The sequence below is a fragment of the Mesobacillus zeae genome, from assembly GCF_003570705.1.
GTDB lineage: Bacteria > Bacillota > Bacilli > Bacillales > Cytobacillaceae > Mesobacillus_C > Mesobacillus_C zeae.
The window spans coordinates 202,833-220,555 of record NZ_QWVT01000029.1 but is presented as its reverse complement, the minus strand read 5'-3'; the positions used below and the strand labels follow the sequence as shown (position 1 = coordinate 220,555).

The window sequence follows — 17,723 nt, the reverse complement described above, 5'->3', positions numbered from 1 at the left end:
CGCTTTTTCCCCAAAAACGAAAAAAAGCAATGAGAAAGCGTCTCATTGCTGTGACAACGTATATAAATACGCATGCACAGTGAGATAGCTCTCCAAGATCAAAGATCTTGACAGTCGGGCATTTATTCAATGCAAGACCAGCCAAAAAAGCAATGAGGCTTTCCCGGCTTCGGCAGACTTCCCTTTCAGTACCCCTCAAAGAATCTCATTGTTCTCCGGGTCCTTACTCTTAAAGTCCGCACCTCTACCTTCACTTTAATGCTATAAAGTGATAGAATATTAAATTTTTCTAATTATAGCACACTTATTTTTCGTTGAACAGATTTATTCCTGCAGTTTTTTTCTTAAGTCCCTAGCGACATTTTCAGGGATTCCGGCAGCACACAGTTCCTCAACCGTTGCTTCTTTCATCTTTTTCACCGATCCAAAATGCTTTAACAGCATTTTTTTTCGCTTCTCCCCAATTCCTGAAATATCATCAAGCATAGACTGAAAAGAGCTTTTCCCCCTAAGCTGGCGATGGAACGTAATGGCAAAACGGTGGACTTCATCCTGAATCCGCTGAAGCAAATAAAACTCCTGGCTCGTTCTTCCCAGCGGAATCACCCCGAGCGGGTTTCCGTAAAGAAGCTGCGATGTACGGTGTTTATCGTCCTTCGCAAGGCCTGCAATCGGAATATCAAAGCCAAGTTCATTTTCAAGGACGTCCCTTGCTGCATCAATGTGGCCTTTTCCCCCGTCAATGAGGATCAAATCAGGCATAGGGAGATTTTCACGCAAGACCCTTGAATACCTTCTCCTGACAACTTCCCTCATTGAAGCATAATCATCCGGCCCTTTGACAGTTTTGATCTTGTACTTGCGGTATTCTTTTTTTTCCGGCTTTCCGTCCAGAAAGACTACCATGGCGGAAACCGGGTCCGTACCCTGAATATTCGAGTTATCAAAAGCCTCGATACGGTGCGGCGTGTAAATGCCCATACTGATTCCAAGATTTTCAACAGCCTTGACTGTCCGCTCTTCATCCCGGTCAATCAGCGAAAACTTCTCCGTCAGAGCAATTTTTGCATTTTTTTCAGCAAGTCTGACCAGCTCTTTTTTCTGTCCGCGCTGTGGCTTTAACACTTTTACACTCAGCAGGGTGCTGGCCATTTCTTCATCTATCGTGTCAGAAAGAAGCACTTCCTTCGGCAGAAAATGCCCAGGGAGGGAATAGAACTGGCCCAAAAACGTGAGCATTTCTTCCTCGGGCTCCCCATGCACAGGGAACATGGAAACTTCACGCTCAATCAGTTTTCCCTGGCGGATAAAAAACACCTGGACACACATCCAGCCTTTATCGACAGCATATCCGAATACATCCCTGTCGGTAAAATCTGTCGAGGTCATCTTTTGTTTTTCCATTGTTGTTTCTATGTGGGCGATTTTGTCACGGAATTCCTGGGCACGTTCAAATTCAAGCGCTTCTGCTGCTTCAGTCATTTTGGCTGATAGCTCTTTTTTAATCTCTTTATAGCCTCCGTTCAAAAAACGACTGATTTCATCTTTGATAGACTTGTATTCCTCCTGCCCCACTTCTTGTATACACGGGGCCAAGCATTGTCCCATATGGAAATAAAGGCAGGCGCGATCTGGAAGGGAAACGCATTTTCTCAATGGATAAATCCTGTCCAGAAGTTTTTTTGTTTCATTGGCTGCCTGGACATTTGGGTAAGGACCGAAGTACTTGCCGCTGTCCTTTTTCACCTTCCTCGTGATAATGAGCCTCGGATGCCGCTCGGCCGTTAGCTTGATGAACGGATAGCTTTTATCGTCCTTCAGCATCACATTATACTTTGGATCGTACTTTTTTATCAGGTTCATCTCGAGAATGAGTGCCTCCATATCAGAGGAAGTTACGATATACTCGAAATCAACAATCTCATTCACGAGCCTGAGGGTTTTTCCGTCATGTGACCCCGTAAAATACGAACGGACCCTGTTTTTCAGCACTTTCGCTTTTCCAACATAAATGACAGTCCCCTGCCTGTCTTTCATTAAATAGCAGCCCGGCTGGTCCGGCAGCAGGGCAAGCTTATTCCTGATGATTTCGTTCATTCTGCTGCTCCTTTCCGCTATCTTTCCATCTATATAAAACAATCTCATTGTAGACTGGGTCAAACAACGAATTTGACCTGAATTGTGCTGCCTTTTCAATTTTCCCTTCAAGATCGGCGCCTTGGGATACAAACCCTTCCACTACACTGTCTGTCAAATAGATACTGTGATTCTGGTAGTAGCTTGAATCATGCAAAAACACATCATAAGTATATACCCTTTTATGTGAGTAAGGCATTTCCAAATATTCCATTACTCTCGTTTCCTCCCATGTATATACAACTAGCGGCGTTTCCTGTTTTTCGAGGAAATAGGCGGCCTGATAGATCGCCGGAATTTCCCTTGCCTGTTCCCTGATATCGGCGGATGCCAAACCAGATTGAATAATAAGCAGACAGGATGCAACGATGAGGGCGGGAAGTGTTTTTGCCTTTTTCAGCATAAAACCTATTACCAGAAAAATCACAAGCAGGGCAACTGGAATGATATGACGCGGTTTTTCAATATTCTGTGCTTCCAGAGCCCAGAGGAAATATGCACCTGCCATAAAGACGCCAATCCAAACAATATCGCTGGATACTCCTTTTTTCCATTCTTTCTTCCCTGGAATCAGCAAAAGCAGTAAAGCAACAGCATAACAACAAAACAATGCCAATGAACGGCCGGCCACACCCCACCAAATGATATTCCCGGCAGTATATTGTTTGATCCGGCCAAAGAACGACGCTTCATCAAGGGCAGCCGTACCGCCCCAGTCCTGAAAATGACCGCCGGTAAAACCAAAAGCAAGTTTCAGGAAAGGTGCGAGCCCTCCTTCTGTTACAGCGACTGCAGCGACCCAGACAAGCTGGAATAGAATTCCGATGAAAACGATCATCGAAGCGGACTTTATGCTGACCTGTTTCCATTTAAGCTTTATCATCAATAGGACGAGGAGCCCAATTCCAAGCGGAAGGTATGAGAGGCGGACGCCAAGCAAAATGCTGAACAAAAACATTGGAAGAAGAATATATGCTGGCTTTTCTTTTTCAGAGGCGAACACAAGTGACAGGAAATACCACCAGAACACTCCAAGCGCAGCGCCTTCCGACATTGGCGTATTTACCATTGCCAAGGGATATGCCGAAGTGTAGACAATAGCTGCAAGTAGCCAGGCATAATGGCGGGGCAAATGCCTTGCCGCAAGCAGGAAAACGGGGATAACCGAGCTTCCATATAAAATAATATTAAAAAGTGTCAATGCTGCGGGAGTATTACCAGTTAAAAGGCTGATCAGTTTACCACCTAAAATAAAATAAGGATATCCAGGAAAATGTGGCTGCATTCTCGAAAGATCATACCGCTCCAAAGCAAGGGAATAGTCTACCTGGTCCCACCCGGCAGCAAAAGGATTTACGTTCACAAGCTGGACCAGAAGGACAGCCAGTATGCTTAAAATGCTAATCCCTTCTATAAAATGATATATCCAGTATTTTTGCCCGTCCATTTTCAAGCTCATTATTTGCGCACCACCATCTGTAAAATAAAAAAAGTACAAGGAGTCTGCCTTGTACTTCTGATGCCCGGAGAGAGTTTTTTATTAGCTGATTTTACTTTCAAGAACCTCAGCTTCTGGCTTATTTTCTTCAGCCGCTGCAGATTTGGCTCCGTTTGACTTGCTCGAGGTAAGGAGATAAATACCAGCAAAATAACCGATATAAGCAATGATTTCTTCAATTGAAGGCATGGAAGAATATCCAAACAATGCTTTCAGGAATATGCCAATGTCCCCTGACAGTAGAGGAGTAACACCATTATCGCGCAAATAATGCTGATAATCAATCGGATGTTCCGGAAGAAGCCATGTAATGTCATAAACATGCGGCATTACGCTTCCAATCAGATTAATGTCCTGCATCATGGAAATAGCCTGGACAAGGAGTCCCGCTGAAATCAGGATGATGAATGCACCAGTAACCTTGAAAAACGTTTTTAACGGAACCCGCATTGTGCCTTTAAAGAAGAAATAGGAAATGAGTACGGCAATCAATGCACCGGATATCGCTCCCCAGCCCTGCATGGCCGCGCCTATGTTTCCTCCAGTGATGGCCGCAAAAAAGAATACGGTCTCTATCCCTTCACGCAGAACAACAAGGAATGAGTGAATCACCATACCAACAATATTGCCGGTACTGATGAATTTGTTCATCTTACCTTCCATATTGCCCTTAAGGTCTTTGCTGTGGCTCGCCATCCAGAAAACCATTTGCGTCAGCAGAACAGTGGAAACTAACATGATGCCGATCTTCAAGTAGATTTCACTGCCCATGGCAGCAAACCCGGTAAAGACGATTTGGAACAGCATGGCCACACCAATGCTTGCAAGAACAGCCAGACCTGCCCCCAGCCAAACATACTTCGTATACTTCTTTTGGTCCATCCTTTTCAGGTAGGTAACAATAATACCTACAATCAACAGCGCTTCAAGCACTTCACGGAATGTAATCAATAAAGCTTGTATTTCCATAGAAGTCTCTCCTCTCCAGCCGGGAATCCTTTTTTATGCTTTCCTGCGTCTGAGCGCAGTCATAACGACAAGGCCGATAACGGCAACAATCAAAACAATTGGTATCCAGTTCCGTACATTCGAAAGATCGGTCCAGTCTTTCTTGCCGGTTCCTTCTGTTTCGGTTGCACTTTCAGAAAAATGGCCGACGTCAAGACTCGTCATTTCAAATTCATCCTTCAATGTATCGAGAATCACTTTTTTACTGTTTTTAAAGCTTCCTATATCCGATTCTTTTTTTCCTACTCCGAATAATCCCGGGTTGCCAAGCGAGTTAAGTGCGGCATCAAACTCATCGCGAATTTTCTTGTCCGTACCGGTATCCTGCGACTCAACTTTTGGCGAAAGAGCTTCGTAAGTAGCAAAACCTTTCGCAAGGAGCTTCTTGCTTGTATCATACTCTTGGAAATTTTTTTCTATGCTTTCAAGTCTCCTTGCCACGTTAAGGACAAGCAGCTTTTCCATATTTTCTAGTGTAGCTTTTTTGTCTTTTTTCTCGATGCTTTTTAAAATGATTTCACCAGGCTCTTTCCCCATATGCATATCGGTTTCTTCTTTCACTGTATCAAATAGGGATTCTGCTCCGGCAAAATTCGGAGGGTTTTCATCAAGCTTAAGCTGCATCGACTTATATACTTCCGCAAGCTTTTCTTCGTTCGGGTCTCCATAAGAATAGGCAGAGGCTTGCCCAGGGAGAATATTAATGAGAACAAATATCATTGATAGCCAAAAAAATAATGCTTTCTTCATCGATTTCCCTCCTACACATTTCAATGATAATGATAATGATTATCATTTCCGTTGTCAACGGTAATTCTCAATCTTCACCGATTTGTCATCATTCTAAGCTTGTTTATACGAGATATCCTTACTTTTTTCCTTTTCTTCAAGCATGCTGACTTTTTCTACGGGGCGCTTCATTTCCTTTATAACGGCCGGCAGGACATTGGACATATATTTGCGGAAGGTGATAAAGGAGGTCCCTGTGCACCTGACTCTGTAGCGTATTGGCACTTCCAGCACCCTAAAACCTTTACGCACAAGGTTCAGAGTCAGAACCTGCGCGTAATTGTAATCATGAATGATTTCCGCATGCTTTAACGCATTTCGTGAAAAAGCCCTCATTCCTGACTGGCCGTCATAGAGCCACTTTCGCAGCAATATCATCTGGAGGAATGTAAACACATAGTTTCCCATCCTGCGGTGGAATTTCATCCCCTTGATTGTCCCCATAAATCTTGATCCCATTGTATAATCCGACATGCCGTTAAGGATTGGGGTAATGAGTTCGGGAATTTGTTCTGCTGGGTATTCACCATCCGCATCAATCATGACACCAATGTCTGCCCCCCTTCGAAAGCATTCCTCCAATCCTTGCCTGACAGCTGCACCCAGCCCTCTGTTAGAAGGAAAAGAAACCACATCATCAGCTCCGGCTTTCCAAGCTTCTTTGACCGTGCTGTCAGTAGAGCCGTCATCAATGACAATGACTTCCACCTCGATGCTCTTGTGAAAGCATCGAGGGATATCCTTAATTACCTGTCCGACCGAATCTTCTTCATTATAGGCCGGCAGAAATACGGTGATCTTTTGTTTTTTCAATTGAATTCTCTTCTTTCTTCACTTTGATTGCTTCGGCAAGGACCCTGCCTCGGCTATGACCAGGATAAGGAGCCCCAAGCAGGTATGAGAGCGTCGGAGCCAGCGAAACAAGACTTTGTTTTTCCTGGACCTTTTTCCCTTTCTCCACTGAAGGCCCGTGCATGAAGAATGGTACAAAACGTTCCCCTTCATCAAGATGCCCATGCCCGCCAATTCCGTCAGCCTGGCCATGGTCAGCACAAATAATCAGCGTAGTGTTTTCCATTTTCCCCTCTGCTTCAAGATAATCGACAAACTCCTCAATCAGTTTATCCGCCTCTTCGATTTTGCTGATATATTCATCATAAAGCACGCCCCTGCTGTGCCCCGTTTGGTCGGTTGCAATCATTTGGACAACTAGGAGGTCCGGGTCCTTCTCCTTCATGATGTTCCGGGCATGCGCCATGATAACAGGATCAGCTTTGTCATTATGCATAACCGCAGTAAATGTATCAACATCATCACCCATTGAGTCAACAAGATGGGCAACGGCAAGAAGCCTGCCTTTTTTGCCTACTTTTCGCAATGAATCAAATATGGTTTCAACTTTGATGCCTGTTTTCCAAACCATATTTGATTTAATCCCGTGTTCGTACGGATATGTGCCGGAAAACATTGATGAAAAGCACACAACGGTCCTGGCAGGATAAACTGTCTCCATATTCAAATACTCGGTACCGTTCTCTTTTAGCTTATCCAGGAAAGGCGTCTTAGCTTCATAAAACCGTTCCTTTCTCATCCCATCAACGACAATAACCACAACCTTGTCCGAAACCCCTTTTTGCGGGATGTGGGGACCTGCTGTATATTCCGCATACGGGGCAGGCTTCCAGTCAAACAAATACCGATGGAGGATGAAAGCATAAAGGAGGAGCGACACATAGAATATGCCGATTTCACCAATCGGAACCGCTGCTGCAGATTCAAGCTTGTCGTAAACAAGATTCCAGACTGAAAGAACCAAAAAGATTTTTGGGAGCTGTTCCTGGGCATTCCCGCTGGTTGAATCGCTGTTTTTTAGGACAAGCTTCCAGAACCGGGTGAAGTTCAGCCAAGAGGTTCCGATCCTCAAGTGATAATATAGTGTTCCCCAAAAGAAAACTGTAAAAAAGAAATAAAGGCCAGCAGCAAACAACAATAACGACAAATTCACGCTTGGCCAGATGAGGACAAAGGCTATGACCGGCACCCATAGGTAATTCCTTAAAAATAGCGGGAAATCAAAGAGATAGTATATGGCCAAAAGGGGAACTACGGCCAGGAAAGCAACACCTATATGTGCGGCTGCCTTAAGATCCCACATCTGGTTAAAATAAAAAAGAATTAATGTACCTGCAATAAAAATTGGTGTGAATGGTTTCCCTTCATTGAGAAGGTTCCAGCATCTCGCAGCTGTTTTTTCAAACCTTGACGCGTTTTTCACGCTTTTCTCTCCCTTCCTGGAGCCACTTTCTGATTGTTGGGAATGAAACAGGAAAAGCTGCCAGAACGAATGCCCCGGCTGCAAATGAAAATATAAACTTAATAGAGTGCGTCATAACTGCAGCAGAGTATGCCTCATTTACAGGAACACCTGCTAAGCCAAGGGCAAAAATCATGACAGCCTCATAGCTCCCTATTCCACCCGGTGTTACCTGGAAAATTTGTCCTGCCACAGTAATGCTGTTTACCCAGGCTGCCTCCCAAATGGAAGCATGTTCTCCCAAGATTGTCAGGACACCGTAGACGACCGCTGCTTCCATTATCCAGCTTCCCGCTGTCAAGACGATAACAAAAAGTCCTGATAATCCAGCAAGTCCGGTTTTCATCAATTCAACTTGCCTTTTTACAAATTTAGAATGCTTTTGTCCAGCCATAATGAAAGCGAAGGTCGTAATAGAAAAAAGCAGCAAAGGCCAGAAACGGAATTGCATATGCAGTGAAACAAGCCCTATCGCGGCAATCACAGATAATATGGCCATATCCAATAATCGGAGGACAACAACCGAATTTACTACCTGTCCGTTTGATATGCCGGGCTCCCGAAGCTTCAGTATGCCAATCCTTGCTAAATCCCCTGCTTTGAATGGGAGCAAATGGTTCAATAGAAGGCTGTAAAAAATTCCGGCTATACAGCTCATATAAGAAGGAGTATTTTTTAAATAAAGCTTCCATGCAAGCCCTCTCGCACAAAACGCTGCAAAATAAACAAACAGGATTGTCGTTAGCGTCAACGGCCTTTTAAAGATGGTTTCAATGTCTCCAAACAATATATCCAAATCTGCGTAAAGACAGGTAACAAGAATAAAGAAGGAAATTAATAAGAGGGACAATCCTGTCTTTATGGCTTTTTTAGAGGTATTCAGCATAATTCTCTGCCCAGCACACCGTTTTTTGGATACCTGTGCTAAAGTCTGTCTCAGGCTTGTATCCAATCAGCTTTTTAGCAAGAGTTATATCCGCCCACGTATGATGCACATCACCAGCCCGTTCCGCTCTCATGGCTGTCTTCATGCACGGAAAATGCAGATTCAGTTCCCGGAGAAGCGCCTCCATAGTCACAGGCTTACCTGAGCCAAGGTTTAAAATGGCGCTTTGATTAAGCTGTGTCAACGTCAGGTATAGGCCATTGATTATATCATCTATATATGTATAATCCCTTGAGCTGCCAAGTCCAAAAATATCAATGGTCTCCCCTTGCCGGAGTTTCTTGATAAACGAGGCAATGGCCATGTCAGGTCTTCCCCAAGGGCCGTAAACTGTAAAGAAGCGAAGAATCTTCACTTGATACTGATACATGCTCTCATATACATGACAGAAAGACTCTGCAGCAAATTTTGATGCCGCGTAAGGTGATACTGCCCTCCCGACAGCATCTTCTTCTTTAAATGCGCTGAGGATGGACTGATTGCCATAGACAGACGAAGAAGATGCAAATAAGACTTGTTTTGATTGGGCTTTCCCGGCAGCCTCCAAAACATTAACCGTCGCTTTAATATCATAGTCTATATACTGGAGCGGATTTTCAATAGAGTAGGCTACACCCGGTAATGCAGCTAGATGGACAACAGCTTCGGGGGATACCTCAGCGAACAGCTTTGCTGTCACTTCTGGATTCAGCAAATCGATTTTCTCGAATCTGAACTCACCCTTTTTCTGTATTTCCCTTAAATGCTGCTCTTTCCTCTCGGGAGAATAATAGGGATGCAGGGAATCAACGACCGTCACCTCATGTTTTTCAGCAATCAGTTTTCTTGCGAGGTGGTTTCCGATGAAACCTGCGCCTCCTGTGACAATTATCTTCAATTTAACACCCTCTTTTTTCTTCCTGAACAGTAGCATTTTACCATAGTCATTAAAAGTATGACAAAAGCCGCACAGTGGCGGCTTTTGTTTTTTACTTTGCAAGTTCGCTGATATTTCCCATGACTGTTTTGGCATGGGCTTTTGCTTCGTCTTGTTTGTTGTCGGAAACAGCCGTATAAAATTTCTCAGCTTCGTTAAGAGTTTCCTCGGATTTGTCTTCCCCGAGCTTCTCATTCATCTGCATTTGAAGTGCCTTCAGGAACATATTCCCTTCCATCGCTTCCACTTTTGCCATAGCCTGCTCGCCAGCTTTCAGCGCTTCAGGAGCCTGCGTATAGTAGCCATTGATTTTGCCGATAATTGCTTTATTGAACAATTTGTTAACATTGTCTCCCTTAATTGCCGAAGGGTCGGTTTCATTCAAAGTAAACAGCTTATTCAGCTCTGCAGCTGCAGCCTCGTCGCCTCCGCCAAGTGATTCCTTGATAGCCTGCAAAAAGCCCCAGCCCTCAGCCTGCATGATGGAAAGTTCGGCTTTATCTTTTCCTTCTTTCACTGCTGCTTCAATTTTTTCGCCATATGATTTTGTAGCAAGGTAGAAGGTGCGGTAAATAGATTTATCCGTTACTTGCATATATACACTGAAATCCTCCGCCTTGTCTGCTTTCAGCGCTTCTTCCTGCGCAGAAAGGCCTGAGTTGATATTTTCCGCCACACTATTCTCGCCGGTTAGTTCATAGTAGTTGTCCCGCTTTTCAGCCGTTGGAATGAATACTTTTTCAGCTAAATGCTTTACTTGTGCAAAAGCCATTTCAGCATCCTTTTTCTTCCCTGAGCCGAGCGCTTCTGATGCTGCTTTTTGAAGGGTCTTTTGGCTTTGGTAGAAATAGGACTGCGTGGTCTTGTTAATTAATTCACCAGCCACTACTGCATCCATTTCCCCGGATTTTCCAGCTTCGATGGATGCCTGGATCGCCTGGTCAAAATCAGCGCTGATCTCAGCAACGTCTTTTTGGAGCCCGTCCTGATATTTCTTCTGTACAAGATTCCAGTCGACTTTATTATTTTCTTCTGCCTTCTCAAGTTCAGCCTTCATTTCCTCAAAAGCTGCGGTTTGTTTTGCGGAATCAGTATCTTCCACTTTCACTTCTTTTTGCTCTTTCTGCGCTGGCTGCTCCTGCTTCTTTTCTTCAGGCTTTTCCGCATTTTCTCCGCCGGCTCCGCAGCCTGCAAGAACGGTGCTGGCTACCAGGAAGCCTGCAAAGATTTTTTTAAGCTCACGTTTTCTCATTGATGATTTCCCCCTGAGTATTTTTATTGTTTGGTTAATTGTTGATAATCATTTTCATTTACAATTTGAATTATAAAAGAGAATGATTATCAATGTCAAATATAATTCGAGAAAAATAGTGACAAATATGTGAAAAAACAAGTTTGGCAAAAAAAAAAAAATCCCCAGCTCGCTTCAAGCCGGGGATTTTTTTAAAAGATTAGATGTGTTTGTTAAGAAGCTCTGCAAGGCCTTCTTTTGGCTGGAAGCCGACAACTTTGTCAACAGCTTCGCCGTCTTTTAAAACAAGCAGCGTTGGGATACTCATAATCCCGAATTTTGCTGCAGTTTCCTGATTTTCGTCAACGTCGACCTTGACGATTTTTACTTTGTCGCCCATATCGCCGTCAAGCTCTTCAAGAACCGGGGCAATCATTTTGCATGGACCGCACCATGGAGCCCAGAAATCAACGAGCACAACGCCGGAACCTGTTTCTGTAGTGAAAGACTGGTCTGTTGCATGTGTAATAGCCATTTATATGCCTCCTAATAGAAATCTAAAATACTAACGACAGTATAGCACCCTTTCCATAGCGATGCTAATGATTTGTTTACGTATGTAATCTGCCCGTATGGCCTTTTTTTTATTCTGTAAAAAAAGACGGACGGGAAGCCCGTCCATCTGGATTTATTATGAGTGAACCTTTAGCTTCCTGAACTCTTCGGTAAGCATTGGCACGACTTCAAAGAGATCGCCGACAATGCCGTAATCCGCAACTTTAAAAATGTTGGCTTCCGGATCTTTATTGATGGCAACAATCACTTTTGAGTTCGACATACCCGCGAGATGCTGGATTGCTCCTGAAATGCCGCAAGCAATATACAAATCTGGTGTGACTACCTTGCCGGTCTGGCCAATTTGTAAGGAGTAATCGCAGTATTCAGCGTCGCAAGCTCCCCGGGATGCTCCTACTGCTCCTCCTAGCACGCTTGCAAGTTCCTTAAGCGGTTCAAAACCATCTTCACTTTTGACTCCCCGTCCGCCCGCAATCACAACTTTTGCCTCCGAAAGGTCAACACCCTCAGAAGCCTTGCGGACAACCTCTTTAATGACTGTGCGCAAATCCTTGATGTCCGCTTGAAGTGAGGATACTTCTCCGCTCCTGCTTTCATCCTTTGCAAGCGGTGCAATATTATTCGGACGGATTGTCGCGAATACAAGACCATCTGTCACTATTTTTTTCTCGAATGCTTTTCCGGAGTAAATCGGGCGGGTGAAAACAAGGTTTCCGCCTGCTTCTTCAACACTTGTCGCATCAGAGATTAATCCGGACTGCAGCTTGCTTGCTATTTTCGGGGCAAGGTCTTTGCCAAGGGCTGTGTGGCCGAAAATGAGGCCTTCAGGTTTTTCTCCATCAATGACTGTCATCAATGCTTGTGAATAGCCATCAGGAGTATACTGAACCAATTTCTCATCTTCTACAACAACCACTCTGTCCGCTCCGTATTGAATGAGCTCTGCGCCTAAGCTCTTCACATCGTTCCCGATCAGAACGCTGACAACCTCTCCGCCTTCAGCGGCAATTTTTGCTGCGCCAATCGTCTCAAAAGAGACGTTTCTTAATGCACCGTCACGCACTTCCCCTAATGTCAACACTTTTCTCGCCATTTAAATTCCCTCCTGCGTATATTCTGTTCACTATGATCAGATTACTTTTGCCTCTGTATGAAGAAGGTTCACCAGCTCTTTGATCTGGTCTGACAAATCGCCTTGGAGAACTTTCCCAGCTTCCTTCTTTGGAGGAAGATAAATTTCAATCGTCTTTGTTTTCGCTTCAACATCATCCTCTTCAAGGTCAAGATCATCAAGTTCAAGCTCATCAAGCGGCTTTTTCTTTGCTTTCATAATACCTGGAAGAGATGGATAGCGCGGCTCATTCAGTCCCTGCTGCGCAGTTACCAGAACCGGAAGGCTTGTCTCAATCACTTCGGAATCGCCTTCCACATCGCGCGTTACCGTAACCGTTTCTCCATTGATTTCAAGCTTTGTTATTGTAGTAACATAAGGAATTCCCAGCTGGTCGGCAACACGCGGACCAACCTGGCCGGAGCCGCCGTCAATGGCAACGTTTCCGCCGATAATCAAGTCTGCTTCCTTGTCCTTCAAATACTCCGCAAGAATTTTTGCTGTCGTGAACTGGTCGCCGTCCTCAATATCATCTTCTATATTAATCAAAACAGCTTTATCTGCACCCATTGCAAGTGCTGTTCGCAGCTGCTTTTCAGCCTCTTCGCTCCCGACGGAAACAACAGTTACTTCTCCACCCTCGGCATCTCGAACCTGGATTGCTTCCTCGATTGCATATTCATCATAAGGATTGATGATAAATTCAGCACCATCCTCATTGATGCGTCCCCCGGAAATTGAAATCTTTTCCTCAGTATCGAAAGTTCTTTTCATCAAAACGTAGATGTTCATGTTTTCCCCTCCCAGATATTCAAACATTTATTTCAGTTCGAAAGATTAAAAATATTATAGGCAAAAAATTTTTATGGATCTACTGGAAATCCTGTTGTCCATTAGTGCCCTTTAAATTCAGGCTGCCTTTTCTCAAGGAAAGCCCCAATTCCTTCTTTTGCGTCTTCAGAAACAAATACCTCGCCAAAATAATCTGCTTCTTTCTTAACCCCTTCATGGAACTGACCCGTTTTCGCATAGCCAAGCAGGTCGATGGCAGCCTTGACAGAAACAGGGCTTTTCTTTGCAATTGCCCCCGCCATCCTGAAGGCGCTTTCAAGAAGTTCTTCATCAGGGTAAGCATGATTTGCAAGACCGTATTGGACAGCCTGGACTCCTGTAATCGGTTCGCTTGTCAGCAGCATCTCGGCTGCTTTTGCCATCCCTACATATCTTGGCAGCCGCTGGCTTCCAGCGAAGCCGGGTATCAGGCCGAGCTGAAGCTCCGGCAGGCCGAGCTTGGCTTTTTCTGTAACCAGCCTGATATGGCAGGCCATTGCAAGTTCAAGTCCTCCGCCAAGTGCCGCACCGTGGATGGCTGCAATAATAGGCTTACTAAAGGTTTCCATTCTTTCAAATACCTTTTGTCCGTATTCGGAAAGCCTTGAGAACTCTTCCCCGGTTTTAATTGTGGTAAATTCCTTGATATCTGCACCGGCAGAAAAAAACTTGCCTTCCCCGTGGATGACAACCGCCCTGATTTCCTGATCCGCCTCAATCTCGTCCAAAATGGCCGAAAGCTCTTTCAAAAGCCCTGATGAAAGAGCATTAGCGGGAGGACGGGTTATCGTAATGTCTGCCACCCTGTTTTCCGAAGTCATTTTAAGATGCTCCAAATTTCTCCCTCCTTTGTTCTACATAACCGGCTGGCGATATCCACAGCCATTTATCAGCAATTGATGAATTGGTTTGGCAAGGGCCGGAAGGTCGAATTTCTGCTCATTCATCACCCATGAAGTAACTGTCTCGTCAATGGTGCCAAAAATCATCTGCCTTGCAAGCCTGATGTCCAATGTGCTGATAAATTCGTTCTTTTCAATCCCTTCCAAAATGATCCGGTCAATCATGGTGAGGTAGCCTTTAAGCACCTCGTTGATTTTAAGCCTGAGATCCTTGTTTGACTGCCGAAGTTCAAGCTGCGTCACAATGGCAAGATGCCGATCTTCGGACAGCAAAGTTAAATGTGTTTCGACCAACATTAATAACTTCTCCGCCGCCGTCTCTTTTCCTGCTATTTTTTCTTCAATATTTTCAACGAAGTACCCCATTTTTTCCTGGAAGAGGGAGATTAAGATATCTTCTTTGTTTTTAAAATATAAGTATATGGTGCCGTCCGCCACTCCCGCCTGCCGCGCAATCTTTGAAACCTGCGCCTGATGGTAGCCGTTTTCAGCGATGGCAACCACCGCTGCATCAATTATCTGCATGTACTTTGGCTTATTCTTTTTCATATGTCACCCCTCCCCCCCTGCAGGAAAAACATGGGCAGGAATAAAAACAGCATCAATGCCTGCCCGTTCGTCTGTTAATTTTAAAATGAATGAATAGTCATTCATATTTTTATAATAGTAGTCAACTGTATTTCTGTCAAGAAATAATCCTTATCCTACAGCTCATGCAGAATCTATATCCGCATTCTCTGCTGCAGCCTTGCTCCTCACTTTTTCCTCATTAACAAGCGCCCGTCTCAATATTTTCCCGACTGCTGTTTTCGGCAGTTCACTCCTGAATTCATAAAGCCTTGGCACCTTATATCCGGCAAGATGCTTACGTGTAAATGCGTTCAGTTCTTCTTCTGTGGCTGACATTCCAGCCTTGAAGACAATGTATGCTTTTACCGTTTCGCCTCTGTAGGGGTCAGGGACGCCTGCAATGACCGCTTCCTGTACAGCCGGATGTTCATATAACACTTCTTCGACTTCACGAGGATATATATTGAACCCGCCTGCTATAATCATATCCTTCTTCCTGTCAACAACATAGAAGAATCCATCTTCATCCATGTATCCCAAATCTCCTGTATAGAGCCAGCCGTCCCGTAATACTTGTTCTGTCTCTTCCGGCCTCTTCCAGTAACCTTTCATCACCTGCGGCCCTTTTACAGCGATTTCACCAATTTCTCCTGGGGGAAGTTCTTCTCCTGTTTCAAGCGAGAAAACTGCTGAATCCGTGTCCGGCCATGGCACTCCAATACTTCCTGGAACACGTTTTTGTCCCCAAAGGAAATTGGCATGAGTGACAGGGGAAGACTCAGTGAGCCCATATCCTTCTACAAGCTTTCCGCCGGTGACCTGTTCGAATTTCTGCTGCACTTCCTGCGGAAGGGGAGCTGAACCGCTTATGCAGGAGTCAATCGATGACAGGTCATATTTTTCTAGTTCGGGGTGGTTCAGAAGTCCAATATAGATTGTCGGCGCACCAGGGAAAAGGGTCGGGCGCAGCTTCTGGATCGTTTTCAATGTTGCCTCTGTATCAAACTTAGGCAGGAGAACCATTTTGTGCCCTTCCATGACTGAAAGGATCATAACAGCAGTCATTCCATACACATGAAAAAATGGCAGGAGGCCGAGGACAACTTCCGCCCCGCGCTTTGATTTATATAACCAGGCTCGGCACATGGCAGCATTGGCTGTCAGATTCTTATGTGTCAGCATAACTCCTTTGGGAAATCCGGTTGTCCCTCCAGTATACTGCAGGAGAGCGATGTCTTCCTCAATGTCATATGCGTATTGTACCAGGCTGCCAGCAGGCTGCTTTAATACTTTTGAAAGAAGGTGGACATTATGGCCATGCTTGACGCTGACAATCATGCCTTGCTTCTTTTTCTCAATGATGGGGTACAATAAATTTTTCGGAAACGGAAGGGCATCCTTAACTGCTGTCACTATCACATTTTCCAAATCCGTCATTTTTAAAATTTTTGAGACTTTTGGATAAAGAAGGTTCAGAGTGATGATTGCTTTTGCACCGGAATCCTTCATCTGGTATTCCAGTTCCCTTTCGGTATAGGTAGGATTCGTCTGGACAACAGTACCTCCTGCAAGCAATATTCCATAATAACTGATGACCGCCTGCGGGATATTCGGCAGCATGACAGCAACCCTGTCTCCCTTTCTGATTCCAAGTGACTGAAGATAGGCAGCGAGCTTACGGACATCGACAAGCAGTGCAGCGAAATTCATTTCCCTACCCATGAAGTGAATGGAACTTCTGTCGGGAAACTCGCTCGCCGTCTGGATAAGTCCCTCATGGATAGGCACCTTCCTGTACTCAAGCGTGTCAGGTATTTCTGGCGGATATTGTTTTAGCCAGATTTTTTTCCCCATCTTCTTCTCCTCCTTTTGAAAAATTTAGAAAATTCTTACGTTTGCATCCCATTATAATATACATGTCTTTTTATGACAAATTGAAATAAACAAGCCCGCAGTCACTCAGTAACCTTTAGGGAGCAAAGTGTTTGCCGAGGAATGAAGGATAAGATTGCCTCTCGTGCTTCAAATAAAATTACAACACATATGAGGATAAACTCGATAACCGGACAGGCGGAAAATTGGAGCTTGGTTGATATGCCATGAAAGTGGGCCGATGTCCGCTCCGAGGATGATCGATATATCGCAGAAGCTGGTTGATATCTCAAGAAACTTGCCATTCACAAAGCTGTAGGTGTTTTCCAGTAAATCCCAAACAACATTGCTCTTAAAAATCCATAAAACAAAAAAAGCATCATTACCCCGCTTAAATCAGCTGAGTAATGACGACTTTTTCCCTAAAGATGCTCTCAAATCACCAAAAACATACCTTCTTCGCCTTCGCCAATCTAAGGCTGCTGAAAGCAGCCCTTCCAGCTATGACAAAAATCAGGATAATACGAAAAGGTAAACCATCCCAATGATGATAAAAATGCCGCAAAGAACGAGCAATAGCTTCGCTAATCTTTCCATAACTCTCTTCCTTTCATATCCCGGCCCCAATGATATAGGACAATCCGACTGAAATCACCAGGGACAAAAAGCCGACTGCCCTGTTATCTTTTTCAATTTCATCATCAATCCTGAAGCCAGGGGTCAGGAATTCAAAAATGAAATACCCTGCAAGGAGGAGCACAAACCCAAATACACCCCAGCCTACCATTGTAATCAATGAATCATGCTGAAGAATGGTATGCCGAAAGATATTGGCGACGCCAAAAATTTTTCCTCCCGTAGCCATCGCGACAGACAGATTTCCTTTTTTAATCTCTTCCCAGTTCCGATATTTGGTTACCAGTTCAAATATAGCCAGGAACACAATCATGCAAAGGACTGCCACGCTGTAATATCCGGCAGTCAGGACGTACTCGTTTTTCCAGAAATGATTCATGCTCTATC

16 protein-coding genes and 1 riboswitch are annotated in these 17,723 nt (G+C 44.5%); all 16 genes read right to left on the bottom strand.

The features are described from left to right. Positions 1 to 77: 77 nt before the first annotated feature. Positions 78 to 255: riboswitch (Lysine riboswitch) on the bottom strand. Positions 256 to 324: 69 nt separating this feature from the next. Beyond that, complete coding sequence (gene uvrC / locus D1970_RS17010) at positions 325 to 2,097, bottom strand: excinuclease ABC subunit UvrC (RefSeq protein ID WP_219915580.1); 1,773 nt, start codon at positions 2,095 to 2,097, stop codon at positions 325 to 327. Further along, entirely contained in the window at positions 2,075 to 3,595 is a 1,521-nt protein-coding gene (locus D1970_RS17005) for a glycosyltransferase family protein (protein ID WP_119114059.1), read from the bottom strand. Before D1970_RS17005 ends, uvrC begins: the two co-directional genes overlap by 23 nt. A gap of 81 nt (positions 3,596 to 3,676) precedes the next feature. Further along, positions 3,677 to 4,603: an FTR1 family iron permease gene (locus D1970_RS17000; protein ID WP_119114058.1), complete on the bottom strand. Its 927-nt coding sequence runs from the start codon at positions 4,601 to 4,603 to the stop codon at positions 3,677 to 3,679. Positions 4,604 to 4,636: 33 nt separating this feature from the next. Beyond that, the gene (locus D1970_RS16995; RefSeq protein ID WP_119114057.1) at positions 4,637 to 5,392 is read right to left on the bottom strand and encodes a hypothetical protein; all 756 of its coding nucleotides are present in this window, start codon (positions 5,390 to 5,392) and stop codon (positions 4,637 to 4,639) included. A 93-nt stretch (positions 5,393 to 5,485) separates the two neighbouring features. Next, positions 5,486 to 6,244: a glycosyltransferase family 2 protein gene (locus tag D1970_RS16990; RefSeq protein WP_119114056.1), complete on the bottom strand. Its 759-nt coding sequence runs from the start codon at positions 6,242 to 6,244 to the stop codon at positions 5,486 to 5,488. Then, on the bottom strand, positions 6,204 to 7,706 hold the full coding sequence (locus D1970_RS16985) for an alkaline phosphatase family protein (protein ID WP_119114055.1): 1,503 nt from the start codon (positions 7,704 to 7,706) through the stop codon (positions 6,204 to 6,206). Before D1970_RS16985 ends, D1970_RS16990 begins: the two co-directional genes overlap by 41 nt. Beyond that, positions 7,684 to 8,631 (bottom strand): lysylphosphatidylglycerol synthase transmembrane domain-containing protein, encoded by a 948-nt coding sequence (locus D1970_RS16980; protein WP_119114054.1) that lies wholly within the window; start codon positions 8,629 to 8,631, stop codon positions 7,684 to 7,686. Before D1970_RS16980 ends, D1970_RS16985 begins: the two co-directional genes overlap by 23 nt. Beyond that, positions 8,615 to 9,568: an NAD-dependent epimerase/dehydratase family protein gene (locus tag D1970_RS16975; protein ID WP_119114053.1), complete on the bottom strand. Its 954-nt coding sequence runs from the start codon at positions 9,566 to 9,568 to the stop codon at positions 8,615 to 8,617. The genes D1970_RS16980 and D1970_RS16975 overlap by 17 nt, the downstream gene beginning before the upstream one ends. Before the next feature lie 91 nt (positions 9,569 to 9,659). Continuing rightward, positions 9,660 to 10,859, bottom strand: a complete 1,200-nt coding sequence (locus D1970_RS16970) for a hypothetical protein (protein WP_119114052.1) — start codon at positions 10,857 to 10,859, stop codon at positions 9,660 to 9,662. A 199-nt stretch (positions 10,860 to 11,058) separates the two neighbouring features. Further along, positions 11,059 to 11,373, bottom strand: a complete 315-nt coding sequence (gene trxA / locus D1970_RS16965; RefSeq protein ID WP_119114051.1) for a thioredoxin — start codon at positions 11,371 to 11,373, stop codon at positions 11,059 to 11,061. A gap of 156 nt (positions 11,374 to 11,529) precedes the next feature. Continuing rightward, a complete protein-coding gene (locus tag D1970_RS16960) occupies positions 11,530 to 12,507 on the bottom strand; it encodes an electron transfer flavoprotein subunit alpha/FixB family protein (protein WP_119114050.1) in 978 nt (325 codons plus the stop codon). A gap of 36 nt (positions 12,508 to 12,543) precedes the next feature. Further along, positions 12,544 to 13,317: an electron transfer flavoprotein subunit beta/FixA family protein gene (locus D1970_RS16955; RefSeq protein WP_119114049.1), complete on the bottom strand. Its 774-nt coding sequence runs from the start codon at positions 13,315 to 13,317 to the stop codon at positions 12,544 to 12,546. 101 nt (positions 13,318 to 13,418) lie between these two features. Beyond that, positions 13,419 to 14,177, bottom strand: a complete 759-nt coding sequence (locus D1970_RS16950) for an enoyl-CoA hydratase (RefSeq protein WP_374978562.1) — start codon at positions 14,175 to 14,177, stop codon at positions 13,419 to 13,421. 33 nt (positions 14,178 to 14,210) lie between these two features. Continuing rightward, positions 14,211 to 14,807, bottom strand: coding sequence for a fatty acid metabolism transcriptional regulator FadR (fadR, locus tag D1970_RS16945; RefSeq protein ID WP_119114047.1), 597 nt, complete (start codon positions 14,805 to 14,807; stop codon positions 14,211 to 14,213). A gap of 162 nt (positions 14,808 to 14,969) precedes the next feature. Next, positions 14,970 to 16,682, bottom strand: coding sequence for an AMP-binding protein (locus D1970_RS16940; RefSeq protein WP_119114046.1), 1,713 nt, complete (start codon positions 16,680 to 16,682; stop codon positions 14,970 to 14,972). Between the two features lie 628 nt (positions 16,683 to 17,310). After that, positions 17,311 to 17,715 carry a DUF350 domain-containing protein gene (locus tag D1970_RS16935; protein WP_119114045.1) on the bottom strand — a complete coding sequence of 135 codons (405 nt, stop codon included), beginning with the start codon at positions 17,713 to 17,715 and terminating at the stop codon, positions 17,311 to 17,313. Between the last annotated feature and the right edge of the window lie 8 nt (positions 17,716 to 17,723).